Origin of the sequence: Chryseobacterium sp. SORGH_AS_0447 (assembly GCF_030818695.1) — a bacterium.
Taxonomy (GTDB): domain Bacteria; phylum Bacteroidota; class Bacteroidia; order Flavobacteriales; family Weeksellaceae; genus Chryseobacterium.
In genome coordinates, this window is record NZ_JAUTAR010000001.1 from 1,306,272 (window position 1) to 1,325,285 (window position 19,014).

Annotated in this window: 17 protein-coding genes and 1 pseudogene; 3 read left to right on the forward strand and 15 right to left on the reverse strand. The window is 40.3% G+C overall.

The window, feature by feature from the left end; genetic code table 11:
* Positions 1-60: 60 nt before the first annotated feature.
* From fmt to folK, 5 genes and pseudogenes are all read right to left on the reverse strand, one after another.
* The gene (fmt, locus tag QE422_RS06115; protein WP_307455954.1) at positions 61-1,008 is read right to left on the reverse strand and encodes a methionyl-tRNA formyltransferase; all 948 of its coding nucleotides are present in this window, start codon (positions 1,006-1,008) and stop codon (positions 61-63) included.
* 69 nt (positions 1,009-1,077) lie between these two features.
* Positions 1,078-2,979: an ATP-dependent DNA helicase RecQ gene (locus tag QE422_RS06120; protein ID WP_307455956.1), complete on the reverse strand. Its 1,902-nt coding sequence runs from the start codon at positions 2,977-2,979 to the stop codon at positions 1,078-1,080.
* Positions 2,980-3,056: 77 nt separating this feature from the next.
* Positions 3,057-4,518, reverse strand: a pseudogene (locus tag QE422_RS06125) (OmpA family protein).
* Positions 4,519-4,553: 35 nt separating this feature from the next.
* Positions 4,554-5,672, reverse strand: coding sequence for an OmpA family protein (locus QE422_RS06130; RefSeq protein WP_307455957.1), 1,119 nt, complete (start codon positions 5,670-5,672; stop codon positions 4,554-4,556).
* A gap of 22 nt (positions 5,673-5,694) precedes the next feature.
* Positions 5,695-6,111, reverse strand: a complete 417-nt coding sequence (gene folK, locus QE422_RS06135) for a 2-amino-4-hydroxy-6-hydroxymethyldihydropteridine diphosphokinase (protein ID WP_307462293.1) — start codon at positions 6,109-6,111, stop codon at positions 5,695-5,697.
* 19 nt (positions 6,112-6,130) lie between these two features.
* Between folK and sppA the strand changes: the two genes are divergently transcribed.
* A complete protein-coding gene (sppA, locus tag QE422_RS06140) occupies positions 6,131-7,888 on the forward strand; it encodes a signal peptide peptidase SppA (protein WP_307455959.1) in 1,758 nt (585 codons plus the stop codon).
* A 78-nt stretch (positions 7,889-7,966) separates the two neighbouring features.
* Here sppA and QE422_RS06145 read toward each other — a convergent pair whose 3' ends face one another.
* The 6 genes from QE422_RS06145 to lnt all read right to left on the reverse strand — a co-directional run bounded on the left by QE422_RS06145 (position 7,967) and on the right by lnt (position 11,911).
* Complete coding sequence (locus QE422_RS06145; protein ID WP_294297794.1) at positions 7,967-8,227, reverse strand: GlsB/YeaQ/YmgE family stress response membrane protein; 261 nt, start codon at positions 8,225-8,227, stop codon at positions 7,967-7,969.
* 66 nt (positions 8,228-8,293) lie between these two features.
* Positions 8,294-9,247 (reverse strand): signal recognition particle-docking protein FtsY, encoded by a 954-nt coding sequence (gene ftsY / locus QE422_RS06150; RefSeq protein ID WP_116547960.1) that lies wholly within the window; start codon positions 9,245-9,247, stop codon positions 8,294-8,296.
* Between the two features lie 190 nt (positions 9,248-9,437).
* The gene (locus tag QE422_RS06155) at positions 9,438-9,590 is read right to left on the reverse strand and encodes a DUF4295 domain-containing protein (protein WP_002976755.1); all 153 of its coding nucleotides are present in this window, start codon (positions 9,588-9,590) and stop codon (positions 9,438-9,440) included.
* A gap of 20 nt (positions 9,591-9,610) precedes the next feature.
* Entirely contained in the window at positions 9,611-9,793 is a 183-nt protein-coding gene (gene rpmG, locus QE422_RS06160) for a 50S ribosomal protein L33 (protein WP_027379950.1), read from the reverse strand.
* Positions 9,794-9,796: 3 nt separating this feature from the next.
* Entirely contained in the window at positions 9,797-10,039 is a 243-nt protein-coding gene (rpmB, locus tag QE422_RS06165; RefSeq protein ID WP_002976757.1) for a 50S ribosomal protein L28, read from the reverse strand.
* 237 nt (positions 10,040-10,276) lie between these two features.
* Complete coding sequence (gene lnt, locus QE422_RS06170; protein WP_307455963.1) at positions 10,277-11,911, reverse strand: apolipoprotein N-acyltransferase; 1,635 nt, start codon at positions 11,909-11,911, stop codon at positions 10,277-10,279.
* Positions 11,912-11,966: 55 nt separating this feature from the next.
* Here lnt and QE422_RS06175 point away from each other — a divergent pair, with 55 nt between their 5' ends.
* Positions 11,967-12,404 (forward strand): VanZ family protein, encoded by a 438-nt coding sequence (locus QE422_RS06175; protein WP_307455964.1) that lies wholly within the window; start codon positions 11,967-11,969, stop codon positions 12,402-12,404.
* Positions 12,405-12,438: 34 nt separating this feature from the next.
* On the opposite strand, the gene proC is transcribed toward QE422_RS06175, so the two are convergent.
* The 4 genes from proC to QE422_RS06195 form a co-directional block, all read right to left on the reverse strand.
* Entirely contained in the window at positions 12,439-13,242 is an 804-nt protein-coding gene (proC, locus tag QE422_RS06180) for a pyrroline-5-carboxylate reductase (protein WP_307455965.1), read from the reverse strand.
* A 61-nt stretch (positions 13,243-13,303) separates the two neighbouring features.
* Positions 13,304-14,317, reverse strand: a complete 1,014-nt coding sequence (murB, locus tag QE422_RS06185) for a UDP-N-acetylmuramate dehydrogenase (RefSeq protein WP_307455966.1) — start codon at positions 14,315-14,317, stop codon at positions 13,304-13,306.
* A gap of 3 nt (positions 14,318-14,320) precedes the next feature.
* The gene (locus QE422_RS06190) at positions 14,321-14,800 is read right to left on the reverse strand and encodes a hypothetical protein (protein WP_307455968.1); all 480 of its coding nucleotides are present in this window, start codon (positions 14,798-14,800) and stop codon (positions 14,321-14,323) included.
* 17 nt (positions 14,801-14,817) lie between these two features.
* Positions 14,818-16,023: a pyridoxal phosphate-dependent aminotransferase gene (locus tag QE422_RS06195; protein ID WP_307455970.1), complete on the reverse strand. Its 1,206-nt coding sequence runs from the start codon at positions 16,021-16,023 to the stop codon at positions 14,818-14,820.
* Between the two features lie 281 nt (positions 16,024-16,304).
* Here QE422_RS06195 and QE422_RS06200 point away from each other — a divergent pair, with 281 nt between their 5' ends.
* Positions 16,305-18,911, forward strand: coding sequence for a T9SS-dependent choice-of-anchor J family protein (locus QE422_RS06200; protein WP_307455972.1), 2,607 nt, complete (start codon positions 16,305-16,307; stop codon positions 18,909-18,911).
* The last annotated feature ends 103 nt before the right edge of the window (positions 18,912-19,014 follow it).

A 19,014-nucleotide genomic window follows, 5' to 3' on the forward strand; every position in this document is an offset into this window, starting at 1 on the left:
CTATTGACTTGCGAAGCAAAATTCACTATTGACAATATATAAAAATGGCTTGAGAATTTCTCAAGCCATTTTTATGTGTTCAAAGCTTCTGAATCCGTTCAGGAAATCTTTGATGTTCATTCTTTTCTTTCCTTCCAATTGCAGTTCTAAAGGAAAATAAATTCCGTCTGCGGTATAGATTTTAAATTCGTTTTTAGAAATCTCCAGGCTTCCGGCCGGTTTCCCATGTTTTGAAATCTCAAATTTGCCACCGAAAATTTTTAATCCTTTTTCTTCCTCTCCAATCTTTAATGTGGTGAAAGCTGCCGGGTAAGGCGACATTCCGAGGATAAACTGATGGATCTCTTTTGAATCTCCGGCCCAGTTGATTCTTGTATCTTCCTTGAAAATTTTAAAAGCATTTTTCGGATGCTCCACCTGTGGCTGAGGTTTTTCGGTAATTGAATTTTCTGCCAGTCCGTCCAGGGTTTTTACCACCAGCCTGGCGCCCATTTCCATGAGCCGGTCGTGAAGGCTTCCCGCATTTTCATCGGGCAGAACCGTTAATTCTTCCTGTAACAGGATATTTCCTTCATCAATTTTTTCATTGATAAAGAAAGTGGTTGCTCCGGATTTTTCTTCACCATTGATAATCGCATAATTGATCGGAGCTGCACCTCTGTAATCGGGAAGCAGGGAAGCATGAAGGTTGAAAGTCCCCATTTTAGGCATTTCAAATAAAACTTTCGGCATCATCCGGAACGCAACTACTACAAAAACATCAGCGTCCAGCTTTCTCAGTTCTTCTAAAAATTCAGGATTTCTCAGTTTTTCAGGCTGAAAAACCGGAAGATTGTTTTCTACAGCGAAAACTTTTACGGGTGACTGGTTGATTTTTTGTCCACGCCCGCTTGCTTTATCAGCAACGGTAACGACACCGACAACTTCATGGTGAGACTGATGAATGGCTTCCAGAGAAGTTTTGGCGAACTCCGGAGTTCCTAAGAATACGACTTTCAATGATTTCATGCTGCAAAGATAAACCCTTTATCGAAGGATTAAAAATTAAAAAAATTATTATTAATGATTACTCATTACTCATGCAATGGCATAAGTTCTGAAATTAAGCATTTTTATTTTCCCGGTATCCAGAAGGAAAATGAGGTTTTCGAGGATATTCTCTTTCGAATGATAACTCAGCTGGATGGAGAGCTCTTCAATAGTCGCAGGTCTTTTGCTCAACAGATTAAGAATCTGGTTTGAAATGTTTTTTCCGAAAATAGACTGTTTGTTTTTTTCACAGACGGAGCACTGACCGCAATTTTTGGCATTTTTTTCACCGAAATAGCTTAGAATCAGTTTCATCTTACAATATTGGCTGTCTTCCAGGAAAAATTTCATTTCTTCCCACTTCTGGATTTTATTTTTCTGAATATGTTCAAAAAGTTTCCAGTAGACTGAACTGTTTAATCTTTCGTCCCTCGGCTTTAAGAATTTGATGCTTGATAAAGCCCCATCGACATATTCTACGTAGCCTTTCTGCTGAAGTTCTTTCAGTCTTTCTTTAATCAGTTCGATGCTCACCCCGATTTTTCCACTGACCTGCTGCTCGCTGAACATGACCTTATGCGTGGTAATTCCCGATATGGTACGGAGCATCAGTTCAATAAAGTAAGCATCTTTTTTGGGAAGCTGATCAATTTCATGGGCTTGCATCAAAAGCTGTAAGGATGAAAGACTTTTATGATCATTAAAATAAATGATTTCCTGATTGTGAAGAAAGTTCAGGACATTTCTGATTTTGGCATTCGACAGTTTCGTGAAATTCTGAGCTCCATTGATGTTTAAAGGAAAAACTTTTTCCGGCAGCTCAAATTCAGCCACCTGAAAAATAGAGTAGAGGTAGGTAATAATTTTCAGGAATTCCGCTTTATTGGGAATCTGGTTTTTTAGAATCTGGTCGAAATTTATGATTTCCTGTTTGTTCCACAACAGAAAAGCAAAACTTTCTTTACCGTCCCTTCCGGATCTTCCGATTTCCTGATAATAATTTTCAATCGACGGGGCCGGAGAATAGTGGAGAACAAAACGCACATTATCCTTATCGATTCCCATACCGAAAGCATTGGTGGAAATTAGAACATGGTTATCGCTGGTATTCCAGATGTGCTGACGGGTATTTTTTTCTTTGGTGGATAATCCTGCATGAAAGAAATCAACATTCGTTAGCTGGTTCTTCCGCAAAAACTCGCTGAGCTGTTCTGCTTCTCTTCTGGTTCTGACATATACAATCCCGGATTCATTGGTAAATTTTAAAATATCAAACACTTTCTGAAATTTATCTGAAATTTCCTCGGTGAAGATTTTAATATTATCTCTTTTAAAACTTTTCTGAAAAACGTTGGGATCATTCAGCCCAAGTTTTATTTTGATTTCATCCAGCACTTTCGGAGTTGCGGTTGCCGTTAAAGCCAGGCAATGAATTTCGGGATTATTTTTCCTGAATTCTTTTATGTTCTGATAACTGGGACGGAAATCCTGTCCCCATTCCGAAATACAGTGTGCTTCATCTACCGCAATGAAAGATAGGGTAATCTCTTCAATATGTTGGATAAACTGTTTGTTGGTAATTCGTTCAGGAGAAATGTATAGTATTTTTGTTAACCCTTCTTTGCATCGGTCATAAATGGTTTCTGCATCAAATTCATCCAGTTCGGACGATAAATATTCCGCTTCAATTCCCCGGGACTTCAGTTGGTTCACCTGATCTTTCATCAGGGCCAGCAATGGTGAAATCACCAGGCAGGTTCCTTCTCTGAGTAACGCGGGAAGCTGGTAACATAAAGACTTTCCGGCACCGGTAGGCAACAGGACAAGCGTATCCTTTGCATTGATTACAGAATCAATGATGGCTTCCTGGGCATCACGAAAATGATCGTAACCCCAAAAATGCTTCAATGTCTTACGCTTTAACTCCTGAAAATCTTGCTGGGAAATCATAGGATAAAAATACTAAAAGTAATATAATAAAAAAAGCCACGCATTGCATGGCTTTATATAATTTAATAATAAAATTATTATTTAGCTTCGAAGTAAACTCTTCTGTTTGCTCTGTTTTTCCATTCAGGACATTTAGTAGCAGGATCACACTCAGGGTATTTAAGGTCTTTTTCACCTCTACCTACCGCATCAAGTTTACCGGACTGAACTCCGTTTTTAATTAAATAATCTTTAACGTTGTTCGCTCTTCTTTCAGACAATCTTTGGTTGTATGCTTCAGAAGCTCTTGTATCGGTAGCACCAATTACGGTGTAAGTACCTGACGAAGAGTTGATGTAGTTAACAGCATTGTTAAGGATCGGCGTGTTAGAAGGTAAAATTCTGTCTGAGTTAAGATCGAATTCAATTCCTTCTAAAGTTCTCGTATCGTCAGTTACAGGTCCTATCGGTGTAGGAGCAGTAGTAGGACAACCTTGGTTTTCCACAGGTCCCGGAACAGTTACACATTTATCGTAAAGATCGATTACTCCGTCAAGATCAGTATCAAGAGCTACACCCGCACCGTCAACTCTTGCACCTGCAGGAGTATCAAGCTGTCTGTCCCAATCGTCGCAAACACCGTCATTATCAAGATCTCCTTTTTTACAAACTTCGATATCCTGGTTTTTGTTAGCCAATACATCAAGCTTGTAATAGATTTCCTGAAGCGGGTCATGCCACATTAGGTGAGACTCGTGTTTTCCAAGTTTCAAAGAGATCCCTAGCGTAGCGTTAACGAAGTTATCGGAAACCTGCTCTTCACGTTGATTGATTGCACTATATTTAGCACCTCCACCGTCAAATTGGTCATCACCGGTTACTACATACATTACTCTACCTTCGATGTCTAGTCTTCTGTTCACTTTAAACTTAAGACCAGCACCTGCCTGAGCAAACATAGTACCTAATTCAAATGCTTTTACTTCATTTGCGACTCTTTGTCCGTTTTCATCCTTTTGGTATGCTCTGTAAGATAAAACTCCCACACCAGCATATCCGTGAAGTGCCCATCTGAAAGGGGAGTGGTTATCTACTCTTCTCAAAAGATTTGAGAAGTTGATATCCCCTAATAATGAGATTGCATCATACTGAGTTCTTGCTCCTACCTGCTGCGTTACGGATGCATTGGCAGGGGCAGCATCTTTGGTATTGAAGAAACCTTGTCCTGGTTTCACCTCGGTCGTACTGTAAATTAAGACCAAAAGCATGCGTAATTGCTTTATCGATACTTATATATGCAGAATATCCGAAAAGGTTGTTACCGTTACCGTTTTTTATGGAGGTTAAGTCTGCAGATTGTACCAATGGTACACCAGCACCAATTGAAATTGCCCAATCGTTAAACCTTTTTGATTTATCTGTAAACGGGGCAACATTCGCAGAGCCCGAAGAGAAGGTATTCGGATACTGTCCTGATGAAGCCACTGCAGTTGAGTCTTGTGCAAAAGCAACTGTAGGAACAGTTAAAGCCAATGCAACAATTGCTAAACTTAATTTCATAGTGTATTTTTTATTTAGTTAATTAAATGATTTAGTTATTTTGTAGTTGTGGTAGGACAACCTTGGTTTTCTACCGGTCCCGGAACGGTTACACATTTATCGTATAAATCGATCACACCATCCAGGTCCATATCCAATGCAACTCCCGCGCCATCTACTCTTGCTCCTGCAGGAGTATCTTGCTGTCTGTCCCAATCGTCGCAAACTCCGTCGTTATCAAGGTCTCCTTTTTCACATACAACAAGCTCTGTGCTTTGGTTTTCCAATACATTCGTTTTGTAGTAAGCTTCCTGAAGAGGATCATGCCAAGCCAGGTGGCTTTCGTGTTTTCCAAGTTTGAAAGAGACTCCCAGGTTAACGGTCCATGCATTGTCGGATCTTCCTTTACTAATCATGTTGTACTTCGATACTTTTGAAGAAGGATCGTAATCAGCAGGACCAGCATATCCTCCACCATCGAACTCATCATCACCACTCATGATATACATGGTTCTGGCTTCGATATCGATTAGTTTGGAAACATTATATTTAACCCCTGCACCAAATTGGTAATATAGAGAGTTAAGTGCAAACTTCTGTTCAATAAACAAAGGAATTCGCTTAGGATCATTGCTCCATCTGAATTCATTGTTGTCGTACAAAGAAGTATCAAAATTCATGAATCCAGCACCTGCATAACCGTGTAGTGCCCATCTGTACGGAGAATGGTTATCAACTCTTCTTAAAAGGTTTGAGAAGTTGATGTCTCCCATCAAAGCAACCTGGTTATACTTGGTGTTTGCTGTCGCAACTCCGGCAGCAATACCTGCTGCACCTTCCAACTGAGCCTTTTGTGTTGTTTCACCTCTCTGGTAGATAAGGCTTAGTCCAAAAACGTGTGTAATCTGTTTGTCCAAACTTACATACGCGTTATACCCCCAATTGATCTTTTTATCATAGATGGATTTGAGGTCAGAATGCACCATAAAGGCAGCACCACCCCCCACTGATATAGACCAGTCGTTGAATCTTTTGGCTTTGTTGTTAAAAGGTTGAACATTGGCAGAACCTGAAGAGAATGTATTCGGATACTTATCATTTGAAGTAACGGCTATACTATCCTGTGCATACGTAGCAATAGGCAATGTGGCCAATAATAATAAACCTAATTTCATACAATATGTTTTATGTTTTATGTCAGATAAAATCTTTTAATAATATTCTGGAAAATTCTCTTTCAAAAAGATGCTTTTGATGAGGGATTTCCAATCTTTCTGAGCTAAATTTTAACCCGTTGAAGGTAACGATATCTATATCGATTACTCTGTCAGTATATCCGCCTGATACTTTAGAATCGTTTACTCTTCCCATTTCCATTTCAATGCTCTTGATCTGATCAAGCAGCCGAATAGGCGAAAGATCTGTAAATATTATCAATGCAATATTACAAAAAATATTGGAACTGGCAAATTCTACGGGCTCAGATGTTAAAAATTCACTAATTTTTAATATTTCATTTCCCCCTTCTTCCAATTTTTTTATTGCGGTTTCCAGATTTTTTTTTTGGTCCCCAAGATTACTTCCCAGTAACAAAACGACTTTATGTTGCGACATATTAAAAAATGATTGATATATGAAAAGTTTTTTTAAAAATGTACTGGCAAATATAGTGGCTATTGTCATCTTATGTGTCGTGTTTTTCTTCTTTTTTATCATAATGCTTGTGTTCAGCGCAATGGGAAGTGAGAAGTCGGTAGAGGTAAAAAAGAATTCTGTCCTTACCATTAACTTGAAAACCAATATTATAGACAGCCCTACCGAAGAGAAAAAAGGACTTTTTGACCTCAGCGACCAGAATAAAAATGTTTTGATCTACGATGCAATCGAGGCCATCAACAAGGCGAAGACCGATGATAACATCAAAGGAATAAGCATCGAGACCGATTATCTCAATGCGGGCATTACCCAGATCGATGATCTCCGAAATGCCATTCAGGATTTTAAGAAAAGTGGAAAATTTGTATATGCTTACGGAAATGCAGTTTCTCAGGCAGCGTATTATTTAGGATCCGTGGCAGATCAATATTATCTGAATCCGGCCGGGATGGTCGAGCTGAAAGGCTTAGCTACTGAAGTTGCATTTTTTAAAGAGTTTGCAGACAAGTACGGAATCGGAATTGAGGTGATCCGTCACGGAAAATTCAAGTCTGCGGTTGAACCTTTTTTGAGAAATGATATTTCCCCGGAAAACAAGGAGCAGTTGAGTACCCTTCTAAATGACATCTGGAAAAATACCTCTTCAAAAATAGCGGTTTCCAGAAAGATCGATACGGCACAATTCAGGACTGTCGTGGATAGCCTCTATGGGATGATCCCGGATTTGGGTCTGAAATACAAACTGGCGGACAAGCTGATCCAGAAAACGGAATATGACCAGATCATCCGCTCAAAATTAAATATAAAAGAAGATGACAAATTAAATAAGATTTCTTTGGGGAAATACATCGCTTCATATTCCGATGATGAAAATTCGGGAGATAGGGTAGCGGTTCTGTATGCTTCGGGTTCCATTAACGGAGGAGATGATTATAATGATATTCATTCGGAAAAGTATATCAAATATATCAAAGACCTGCAGGAAAACGATAAGGTAAAAGCCGTTGTTTTCAGGATCAATTCTCCCGGAGGAAGTGCCAATGCTTCTGATGAGATTTTATTTGAGCTGCAGCAGCTGAAAAAGAAAAAGCCGCTGGTTGTTTCGTTTGGAGATTATGCTGCGTCAGGAGGATATTATATCGCCATGGCTGCCGATAAGATCTATTCGGAACCGAATACCCTTACAGGATCGATCGGTGTTTTCGGGGTGATCCCTTACTTTAAGGAAATTGCCAATAAAAACGGGATCCGTTCAGACATTGTTTCTACAAATGCCAACTCTCAATATTATTCATCACTTAACGGAGTGACGCCTTACGGGGTAAATATGATTACCAGAAGTGTGGAAGGAACTTATAAAAGATTCGTACATTTCGTAACGCAGAACAGGAAAAAGAGTTTTGAGCAGATCGACAGCGTCGGTGGCGGAAGGGTATGGAGCGGAACACGGGCTAAACAGATTGGTTTGGTGGATGAATTGGGAACATTAAATGATGCGGTAAAATTTGCGGCTCAGAAGGCCGGGCTGAAATCCTACAGCGTAGCCTCTTATCCGAAAAGAATGACACCGTTCGAACAGATCTTCAAAGATCTTAATGAGGATGATATTTCGGCAAGGGTGGTTAAAAACAAAATAGGAAAGGCGAATTATGAACTGTTGGAACAGATCGTGGAAGAAAGAAAACTGCAGTCTGAAGTAAAAATGGAAATGCCTTACCAGATTAAGATCAACTAAGCTAAATTAACTATTGTATAAAGAAACGGCGGATTTGAATTTCAAATCCGCCGTTTTAATTTTTTTATTGGTTGCTTGTTAAGCTCTTCGCGTGAGCATTCCGTAAATCCACAGAACAATTAAAGCACCTCCGATGGCTAAGATCCAGCTTCTGAAGTTCCAGAAAGAATCTACATCTCCCCAATGAAGCAGGTAAACCCCGATTGATCCTCCGATGAAGGCTCCGATAATTCCCAGAATCATCGTGATAAGCATTCCACCTCCCTGTTTTCCAGGCATGATCGCTTTAGCAATTGCTCCGGCCAGTAGTCCGAAAATAATCCATGTTATAAATCCCATAGTCGCATTTTTTAATGTTAATATTTAATTTGGTTCATTATTAATGTGGGGAAAACATGATGAACATCATCTTTTCTTGAAAAATGAATCTACAAACTCTGTACCATTAAATAACTGCAAATCCTGCATCTTTTCTCCTACCCCGATATACTTCACCGGAATCTGGAATTGATCTGAGATACCTATAACAACGCCTCCTTTAGCGGTTCCGTCAAGTTTCGTTACGGCCAAGGCATTTACTTCTGTTGCGGCGGTAAACTGTTTGGCCTGCTCGAAAGCATTCTGGCCGGTAGAACCGTCAAGAACCAACAAAATCTCGTGAGGAGCGTCAGGAATCACCTTCTGCATTACCCTTTTGATTTTTGAAAGCTCATTCATCAGGTTGATTTTATTGTGAAGTCTTCCTGCCGTATCAATGATTACGACATCGGCATTCTGTGCCACGGCGCTCTGTACGGTATCAAAAGCAACGGATGCAGGGTCGGACCCCATTTCCTGTTTTACGATAGGAACGCCTACTCTCTGGCTCCAGATGACCAACTGGTCTACGGCTGCAGCTCTAAAGGTATCGGCAGCTCCAAGCACCACTTTTTTTCCTTCCGTTGTAAACTGGTGGGCCAGCTTTCCGATGGTGGTGGTTTTCCCAACACCGTTTACGCCAACAACCATAATCACGTATGGTTTTTTGGACGCATCGATATTTCCTGTTCCGGCATGAGGATTTTCAAGTAGCAATCCTGAAATTTCCTCCCGGAGAATTTTATCCAGTTCGCTTACACCGACGTATTTGTCGCGGGCAACGCGTTCCTCAATTCGTTCGATAATTTTGATGGTGGTGGAGGCACCGACGTCGGAGGCAATGAGGATTTCTTCCAGGTCATCCAGTACTTCATCATCTACTTTGCTTTTACCGACAACGGCTTTTGTCATTTTTTCAAAGAAACCCTGGCTGGATTTTTCCAATCCTTTGTCTAATGTTTCTTTTTCTTCTTTTTTAAAAATATTTTTAAACCAACTCATCTTATGAATTACGGAATTTAATTAATGAAGGAAGATGGGCAATGTAGACCTGATGTGCTTAATCTTTTTCTTATTTTCATGATTAAAACTTCAGACCTCCAGCCTCTGACTTCCAGCTAGATTAAAGCAAAGATAACAAAAAAACTACCCAAAAGATGAGTAGTTTTTTATATTGTAAATAAAGTGGAGATTATTTTTTCAAATAACCATCTACTTCGTCTGCATTCATTACTTTTTCTTCGAAAACGTAAGCTCCTGATTTAGAAGACTTCACCATTTTCACCACTTTAGTCATTTTTTTAGACTGTCCGCTTTGTAGCGTCGCTACTACTTTCTTTGCCATGGTAAATTATATTTTATAAATTACTTGATTTCTTTGTGTACGGTTACCTTTTTAAGAACAGGATTGTATTTTTTCAATTCCAATCTTTCGGTTGTGTTCTTTTTATTTTTAGTAGAAATGTATCTTGACATTCCTGGCATACCACTTTCTTTGTGCTCTGTACATTCAAGGATTACTTGAACTCTGTTTCCTTTTTTTGCCATGATTTAGTTCTTTTTAATCAATCCGTTTCTAGTCGCTCTTTCAATAGCTTCCTCGATTCCAATTTTGTTAATCACTCTCAATCCATGAGCTGATACTTTCAGTGTTACGTGCTTATCTTGCTCCGGAAGGTAAAATTTCTTCTCTAATAAGTTAATTTCAAAACGACGCTTCGTTTTGTTATTAGCGTGAGAAACGTTGTTACCAACCATTGCACGCTTTCCTGTTATTTGGCAAATTCTTGACATATCTCGATGTTCTTATTTGTACTATAATATTTGAGAGTGCAAAATAACGAAGAATTTTTCAGATAGACAAATCTTTTATAAAATTATTTATAAAAAACCTACTGACGGACAATCCGGATTTTAACCGTGGATCAGTCACAGTACGCATTGAGAATAAGAAAGATACATTCCGAATTTAATTTAAATAAATCTGAAAGTCGTCTTTAAATTTATCAATTTAAAAAGTTTCATCGGATATTAATTTCTTTTTGTCCTGTTCTGAAACCGTTTGATTAAGAAATAAAACAGCAGAAACCCTAATGCAAAAATTGAAAACCGGGAAAGCAGATCTCCGGCCTTGGTGTAAAACGTCATTCCGTCATACAGGTTTACTTTTGCATAAAGTGCGGTTTTATCACCGTAAAAAGTATCTTCTATGATTTCGCCTTTTACATTGATATGAGCGGAAATTCCGCTGTTGGCAGCACGTGCGATTTCCCTTCTGGTTTCAATAGCTCTTAATTTAGCATACGATAAAAGCTGCTTATGGCCTTCCGTAACACCCCACCACGAATCATTGGTCATGATGGCCAGGAAATTGGCTCCTTTCTTCACATAATCTCCTGTAAATTCACCGTAAATGCTTTCATAGCAGATAATCGGGGCCACTTTACCTTTGTTGAACGGGTTTGAAAATGCCGTACGTTCTTTATCGGTTCCCAGAGAAGCAACCGTTCCTCCGAGGTTGATCATCGCATTACCCAAAAGCGGTTTCAGATAGCTAATGTAAGGGAAAATTTCAACGCCCGGCACTAGTTTTCCTTTATGATAGACCTCAACCTTCTGATTCGGAATCACCTGGATCGCAGAATTGAAACGCTCTACCCAAAGTCCCGGGTTAAGCTGATAAGCTTCTTTCGGCAGGCCGTTTTCCGAAGTGTAAAAATGATGTGAAGAAATCCCCGTCGTAAAAACCGAACCCGGATGTTTTGAAAGAAAACCTTTAATATTATTTAAAATTAAACTTTTTTCAAAAGCGGTTTCGGAAATCGACCCATTTCCAGGAAGCGCGGTCTCGGGAGCGATGTAATAATCTATTTTTCCTTTTGAATTTCTTTCGGCCAGACTTAACAAATCGTTCTCGATCGTTAGGCTGTCCTGAGAATATTTTTCAGCGTAAGGATCAAGATCCGGCTGAAGCATCAGGACATTTACGCTGCCGATCGGTTTTTCGTCAAAGCTGTTATATTTTACAACAGAAATGATCATAGGCAGGATCACCAATGCGGCTACAATCGAGGTGTTTTTAATTAAATCTTTTCTTTTTCTTCCTGCCTGCCAGATTCTTACAGTATAGAAAATCAGAACGTTCGTCAGCAGAACCCAGAAGCTTCCTCCGGTAGCTCCTAATGTATCGTACCACTGGATCAGCTTAGGGTAATCCGAAAATACATTTCCTAAATTCAGCCACGGCCAGGTAAGTTCCCAGCCCAGATGGAATTTCTCAAAACTCATCCAGATGGCAATCAGAAAGGCCAGCCCCCAGTACGTTCCCTGTGCGTTTTTATACCAGTGGTAGCACTGAAAAACCAGGGCATACAAAAATGAATTTACGAGTACGGGAAATAAAACTGCCATCATCGAGTGGCTTCCATCAGGGTTTTTGGAGCCATACAGCCAGCCGGTCGTTACGGCATTCCAGATTACAAAGCATAAATAGGACAGCCCGAAAACCACCCAGCTTTTTCTGTCGTAATCGGAGAATTTGGAAACGCCGTGCTCCATCATCAGAAGCGGAACCAATGCAAAAAATATAAAAAACGGAACCCCGTAAGTAGGCCAGGAAATGGACAATAGCATCGCCGAAATCAGCGTAAGCAAAACGTATTTCATGAATTTGTTTTAATATACAAATTTAATGTTTTTGAAATGAATAAATTTGTAAACGATGGTAAAGAAATTTTATAAAATTATTATTGCTCCCTACACCCTTTTTCTGCTGTATCTTATGTTCTTTGGGATGGGTCGCAAGCAGATGGATGATCACCTTCTGACGGTAGCGCCTATCGTCTCTACCATAAACTTCATTAAAGGCTGTATTTCATGGAAAGATGCTTTCAAGATTGTCGTAGGAAACATTGTGATGTTTATGCCTTTCGGTTTCCTCGGATGGGTTTTTTCCAGGCTTCAAGATCTTAGAAATTTGCTGTTTGCTTTTGTCTCGGCCATTACCATCGTCGAAGCGCTCCAGTATTTTTCAAGGATGGGAATTTTTGAAGTGGATGATATTATCCTGAATACTTTCGGGGTGTTTTTAGGGTTTTTAATTAAAAAAATTATTGAAAAGAGATTGGGGTATTTTCAAAATGATGGAGCTGCGGATTGATGGAAGCTTTGACAAAGTTTTTCAGTAAAACCCATTATCCGTTCAGTTCCTTCGCTCGTTTTTCCGCATTCAGGATTCCGTTTTTAAGAATGTCCTTCAGACTATTATCGTTAAAGGTCTTCAGGGCTGCTTCGGTAGTTCCTCCTTTTGAAGCCACATCCTGAATGAGCTGTTCAAGGCTTTTGTCCGAATTGTTAATCAGGTGATAAGCCCCCAACATCGTCTGCTGTACAAAAAGCCGGGACAAATTTTCTTCAATTCCCATTTCCATCCCTGCTTTGATCATCGCGTCGACAATATAATAAAAATATGCCGGTCCGCTTCCGGAGAGGGCCGTAACGCTGTCCAGCAGCTCTTCATCTTCCAAGTATACCGATCTTCCCGTCGAATTCAAAAGTCTTTCGATATGGATGAGTTGGCTAAAAGAAATTCCTTCCGCTGCCGTATAGCCTGTAATTCCCATCCCGAGAAGAGTAGGGGAGTTCGGCATGGCTCTTACGACTAACGGATGGTTCAGCAGTTTCTGAATCTTCTCTATTTTAATTCCTGCCATGATCGATAAAACCATTTGCTTTTCTTTCAGCGGGAACCTGAGATTTTCGGCAGCATGGGTAAAATCCTGAGGTTTTACGGCAATGATGATCAGATCGGCATCGAGTGTTTCCACTTCCTCAAAAGTAGAAATCTCCGATTTTGGGAATTCTTCTGCTATTTTGGAAAATTTAGATTGGTTTCGGATAATAAGGTGTAGATTTTCCGGCTTGATCAACTCGTATTTTAAAAACGATTTCGAAAAAGAAAGGCCCATGTTTCCGGCGCCGAGAATAGCAATTTTCATAATGTGTTTGTTTTATGTTTGATGATCACTTTGTCAAAGTTCCGAACTTTGACAAAGTTTGTTAAACAATATTCACCTCCCTTTCCAGTTCGATCCCAAATTTTTCTTTGACAGAATTGATGATCTCCGTTGAAAGGTCATAAATTTCCTTTCCGGTGGCCTCTCCTGTAGCATTTACGATAACGAGGGCCTGTAAAGGGTGCGAGGCTACATTGCCGATCTGTTTTCCTTTCCAGCCGCATTGTTCGATCAGCCAGCCCGCAGGAACTTTTACAGCATCTCCGTTCGGATAGCCGGGTATATTTTCAAATTTCTGCTGCAGTGCTTCGAACTGTGTCAGAGGAATCGTGGGGTTCTTAAAAAAGCTGCCTGCGTTCCCTGTTTCTTTCGGATCGGGAAGCTTGCTCTGCCTGATGCTGATCACGACATTTGAGACATCGCGGATGGTCGGGCTTTCAATACCTGATTTTTCCAGTTCGGATTTTATCGCGCCGTATTCGGTTTTGATGTTATGGTTTTGTGCCGTCAGTTTAAAAGTGACTTCCAGAATGACGTATTTTCCTTTGCCTTCCTGTTTAAAAATGGAATCCCTGTACCCGAACCTGCATTTTTCGAGATCAAATATTTCGGTTTCCAGTGTCTCCAGATTCAGTACGCTGCAATTCACAAAAATATCTTTTATTTCGGTGCCGTAAGCGCCGATATTCTGCATGGGAGAGGTTCCTACATTTCCGGGAATAAGGGAAAGGTTTTCCAATCCGCCGAGATTCTTGTCGAGACAGAACATTACGAGTTCATGCCAGTTTTCTCCTGCTTTTGCTGTGACCAGCACTTCGTTTTCATTCAGAGGCTGTATGGAGATTCCCTTTAAGTTTAATTTGATCACCAATCCGTCGAAATCCCGCGTAAACAGAATATTGCTGCCTCCGCCCAGAAAAAGGAGAGGAAGTCTATTGTTATTGGAGAAGCGGAGTGCTTCCTGTAACGCTTCAATGGTGTTTATTTCCGTAAAATATCTTGCTTTTACATCTACCCCAAACGTATTGTAAGGTTTCAGTGAAAAATTTTCGTGCATGATTTAGTTGTATTCTGTTGGTAGAAGGGCCTGGATCTGGTCTTTCAGTTTCTTCAGCTGTTGGTAGTGGGCGGTGTCTGCAAACGCGTTTACATATGCATGGTATTTTTTCGGTGTGCGGATCTGGAAAGTTTCATCGAATCCATCTACAGACTGCTGGCTGGGCGAGCTTTTGATCCGGTCCAGGGTTTTTGCATCGATGGTAGAAGTCAACTTTTTCCAGGTTTGCGGGCTGATGGCCGACTTCCATTCTTTATGGGTTTTGGTTTTGGTAACGCCCTGCTCTGCATGAATGGAATCCTGGGTCACCTTTACGATTTTATAGTTCCCGAGATGTCCGCCGATATCCGAATAGCTAATCGAGATAATTTCAGAGGCACCCTGATGGCCTGTTCCGGAATCTTTCTGGCTGCAGGAAACAAAAGTCAGCAATAAAATACAGAGTAAGAATATTTTCAAACCGGAATATTTTATTGCTGACATCTATTGAATTTTAATAATTAAAGGCTGAATTCCGCTCTGTATTTTTCAAGAGCATCTTTAAGAATAGCTGCGCTTCTCTTTAAATCCTGCTCTTTTAAAACATAGGCAATTCGTACCTGCTTTTTGCCTAATTCAGGATTGCTGTAGAAGCCTCCTGCCGGTGCTACCATGATGGTTTCATTGTTGCTGGAATAGCTTTCCAGCAGCCATTGGGCAAACTTTTCAGTGTCATCTACCGGAAGCTCCGCCACACAGTAGAAAGCACCTTTGGGCTTCGGGCAGATCACACCCGGAATAGCGTTCAGCAGATCAACCAGAACGTTTCTTCGGTGCGTGTATTCTTCCCTTACGGATCTGATGTAGGCTCCGTCATTTTGATGGGCCGCCGTTGCTGCGATCTGCCCCAGTAAAACAGGGCTTAATCTTGCCTGTGCAAAAAGCATGGCTGCATCGTGGATTTTTTTGGAACGGGTAATCAAGCATCCGATTCTTACGCCGCACATGGAGTAACGTTTGGATTCCGAATCGATGATGATGCAGTTTTCCGCCAGTTCAGGGAAAGCGAGCATGGAAATCTGTTGTTTTCCGTCGTATACGTATTCTCTGTAAACCTCGTCGGAGATCACAACGATATCATATTTTAAAGCAATTTCTGCTAGTTTCTGAAGTTCTTCACGGGTGTAAAGATAACCGGTAGGGTTGCCTGGGTTGCAGATTACGATGGCTCTGGTTTTTGCCGTGATTTTTTTCTCGAATTCTTCAATTGGAGGAAGGGCAAAACCGGTATCGATGGTAGAAGGAACGGCTACTACATTTACATTGAATGTGCTGGTAAACCCGTTATAATTGGCATAATACGGTTCAGGAATAATAACTTCATCACCGTCGTCACATAAGGTTGAAATGGCAAAATTCAAAGCTTCCGAACCTCCGTTGGTTACAATAAAGTTATCCGGTGTAAGATCCGTGAAATCCAGGGAGTGATAATACTCCGTAAGTGCTTTTCTGTATTCGATATTACCTTCAGAAAGCGCGTATTCCAAGACTTTCAGATCAATATTCTTTAAAGCATTTAGTGCCGTTTCCGGAGTCTCAATATCCGGTTGCCCGATGTTGAGGTGATATACTTTTGTTCCTCTCTGTTTTGCTTTAAGGGCAAAAGGAACCAGTTTTCTTACCGGCGATGGCGGCATGTGTAGTGCTCTGTTTGAAATATTAGGCATTGTTCAAAAAATTTGATGACAAAAATAAGATTTAATTTTTCAATATTAAAATAAAGCTTTTAAATAAAGCTTTTTATATCAATTTTCAAATCCGTAATTATGACAGTGATTTTTTAAATAATATAGGTTTTTAACAGCTATATCTATTTAAGTATCTAATTCAAATAAATGTGATTAATTGTTATATTTTTAATGCTAATAAATTTTTTATATAAAATTATAGTTAAATTGGTTTTTGTGTTAGTTTTTTTATAATTTTACATGAACAATAGTTAGTAAATATGAAATTAAAACTACTTTTTGGAGCCGTCAATGTGATGGCTCTGTTTGCTGCTTCTTCTGTGGCAGCACAAAATTACCAACAGATGCCTGTTTCCTCAGGTTTTACTGCCGATGTAATCGCCAATGGTATAGGATCTTCCACTGTTTCTACAAATAATGATGTAGACGGTGCTAGTTATGCGTTTGTAGCCCGTGATTTTCAGTTGACGTCTTCCAGCGCGGCACTTACATACGGTATTCCTGTAAATGGACTTATCAGTTCTGCAGTAGCCGCAACGCCCGGCTTAACCTATCAGCTAGCAAGTTTGAGTGCTAATAACTCATTGAGATTGGTGGCTGTAAATGATGCCGGTACTTTAACCTTTACAACGCCAAAAGCAGCTACCAAACTATATATGCTCGCCGTTAGCGGTAGCGGTACTTCGACGGTAAGTGCAGTGGTAAATTTTTCTGATGGAACTTCCCAGACATTTACAGGCATCAGTATTTCAGACTGGTATGGTGGGTCAAATTTCGCCATTCAGGGGATAGGTAGGGTTAAAAAACCAGGAGCGACTCCCAATAGTGCGGATGATGTTCCGTCACCTGAAGGCGGTACAAATCCGAGATTATATCAGTTTGAGATGGCCATCAGTGCTGCCAACCAGACAAAAACAATACAGAGCGTAACAGTAACCAAGACTGCCGGCGCGGGTCTTCCGAATATTTTTGCTTTTTCAGCAGATGCCTATTCAGATTGCAACCCTCCTGTTCTTCAGGCTCCGGCAAGCATTACGGCCACTTCTGCCCTGGTTTCCTGGACGGCTCCTTCCAGCAGTATAGTAAGTTATGACGTATATCACAGTACTTCCAATACGGCACCTACCAGTGCAACAACACCTACTTATCCAGGTGTTACCGGTACGAGCACGACGATCGGAGGTCTTACTTCCAATACCAATTATTATTATTGGGTAAGAACCAATTGCAGCTCTTCAACGAGCCAGAGCGTATGGTCTTTCGGAGGTACATTCAAAACAGCATGTTCAACCTTCACCGTTCCATATACGGAGAATTTCGATACCACAAGCGCAGGTTCTTCAACAAATAATAATGCCCCTAGCTGCTGGGCTTATCTGGAAAGTTCCGGATTTGCAGGATACGGATACGTTATTGGATCAACTTCATATTCTTCCCCTAATGGTTATTATTTATATAATGCAGGGGCTACTACAGGGAGCCAGATGCTGGTATCTCCTCCTACCGTAAGCCTTTCAGATGGTACCAAGCGTGTAAGATTTTATGCAAGGGCATCATCCGGAACTTCTACGACTGTATCAGTAGGTACTTTGTCGAATCCTACAGATCCTGCATCATTTACACAGATCGGATCTCCTATTTCTTTAACTACTACTTATACATTATATACTGTGAATATTCCTTCAGGTTCGGACGTACAACTTGCTTTCAAGCATGGGATGAATGGCACTTTTCAGGCGGTATATATTGATAATATTACGGTACAGGCGATCCCTTCATGTTTAGAGCCTACAGCAATAACTTCTTCTAATGTAAATGCAAACTCTGCAGTGATCGGGTGGACAGCTCCTACTCCTGTACCTGCCGGTGGCTATGAAGTATATTACAACACAAGTAATACAGCCCCTACATCCACTACTGTTTTAAACTCTTCCAATTCTGTAGTGTCTTCATCAACTTCAGCAACACTTAGTGGTCTTACTCCTTCTACAACTTATTATGCCTGGGTACGATCAAGCTGCAGCGCTTCTGATAAGAGTATATGGAGTATGGCTAACGTGACATTTTCAACAACATGTATTCCTATAACAACTTTGCCTTGGAGTGAGAATTTTGATACTATTCCAAATATAGGATCGGGAATACTTCCAAATTGTTGGAAACAAAATCCGGGAGGAACAAGTTCTACTAATAATTTTACAACAGCAAATGCTTCTCAGCAAACTTATAATGACCCTAAATCTGCACCAAATTATATAACAATTTATTATCCTTATACTAACGCAGCCTACCTATGGACACCAACGTTTACCTTGAATGCAGGGACATCTTATACCTTCTCTTTCTATTGGGTAGGAGACGGAAAAACAGGATGGCAGAATGAAGTATTGGTAAATAATGGACAAACAGCAACCGGAGCTACGAGTTTGACGACCTTTATTACCCCTACCCAGACAGCAATTGGAGGAAATAATAGTACGAACTATACTCAGGTCAGTGTTTCCTATACTCCTACAACAACAGGAGACTATTCTTTCGGAATCAAAGCCTTCAATACAACCACGCTTCCTTACTATATGGGCTTTGATGATTTCTCTCTTACGCAGTCTGTTTTGGCAACGGCTGAAACTTCTGTGAAGAAAAATGAAATCAGGGTATATCCGAATCCATTCACTGATGTTCTGTATATCGCTGAAACCAAAGAAGTGAAATCAGTTTCCGTAGCAGACGTTTCGGGAAGAGTGGTAAAAACAATCGAAAATCCGGGTAACGAACTGCATTTAGGCGAGCTTAATTCAGGAGTATATCTGGTGACAGTAACTTATAAAGACGGTTCACGCTCAACAGCCAAAGCCATCAAGAAATAATTTTTACATATAAATAAATTGAATAAACAGCTGGACGATCGTTCAGCTGTTTTTTTTATCCTGATAAAAGCAAGGATTCATTTAAATTTTGTTAATTTGAAAA

Coding starts and splice junctions, on each gene's coding strand:
- fmt (WP_307455954.1), bottom strand. CDS start 1,008: ATGAAATCATTGAAAGTCGTATTCTTAGGAACTCCGGAGTTCGCCAAA.
- QE422_RS06120 (WP_307455956.1), bottom strand. CDS start 2,979: ATGATTTCCCAGCAAGATTTTCAGGAGTTAAAGCGTAAGACATTGAAG.
- QE422_RS06130 (WP_307455957.1), bottom strand. CDS start 5,672: ATGAAATTAGGTTTATTATTATTGGCCACATTGCCTATTGCTACGTAT.
- folK (WP_307462293.1), bottom strand. CDS start 6,111: ATGTCGCAACATAAAGTCGTTTTGTTACTGGGAAGTAATCTTGGGGAC.
- sppA (WP_307455959.1), top strand. CDS start 6,131: ATGAAAAGTTTTTTTAAAAATGTACTGGCAAATATAGTGGCTATTGTC.
- QE422_RS06145 (WP_294297794.1), bottom strand. CDS start 8,227: ATGGGATTTATAACATGGATTATTTTCGGACTACTGGCCGGAGCAATT.
- ftsY (WP_116547960.1), bottom strand. CDS start 9,247: ATGAGTTGGTTTAAAAATATTTTTAAAAAAGAAGAAAAAGAAACATTA.
- QE422_RS06155 (WP_002976755.1), bottom strand. CDS start 9,590: ATGGCAAAGAAAGTAGTAGCGACGCTACAAAGCGGACAGTCTAAAAAA.
- rpmG (WP_027379950.1), bottom strand. CDS start 9,793: ATGGCAAAAAAAGGAAACAGAGTTCAAGTAATCCTTGAATGTACAGAG.
- rpmB (WP_002976757.1), bottom strand. CDS start 10,039: ATGTCAAGAATTTGCCAAATAACAGGAAAGCGTGCAATGGTTGGTAAC.
- lnt (WP_307455963.1), bottom strand. CDS start 11,911: ATGAAATACGTTTTGCTTACGCTGATTTCGGCGATGCTATTGTCCATT.
- QE422_RS06175 (WP_307455964.1), top strand. CDS start 11,967: ATGGTAAAGAAATTTTATAAAATTATTATTGCTCCCTACACCCTTTTT.
- proC (WP_307455965.1), bottom strand. CDS start 13,242: ATGAAAATTGCTATTCTCGGCGCCGGAAACATGGGCCTTTCTTTTTCG.
- murB (WP_307455966.1), bottom strand. CDS start 14,317: ATGCACGAAAATTTTTCACTGAAACCTTACAATACGTTTGGGGTAGAT.
- QE422_RS06190 (WP_307455968.1), bottom strand. CDS start 14,800: ATGTCAGCAATAAAATATTCCGGTTTGAAAATATTCTTACTCTGTATT.
- QE422_RS06195 (WP_307455970.1), bottom strand. CDS start 16,023: ATGCCTAATATTTCAAACAGAGCACTACACATGCCGCCATCGCCGGTA.
- QE422_RS06200 (WP_307455972.1), top strand. CDS start 16,305: ATGAAATTAAAACTACTTTTTGGAGCCGTCAATGTGATGGCTCTGTTT.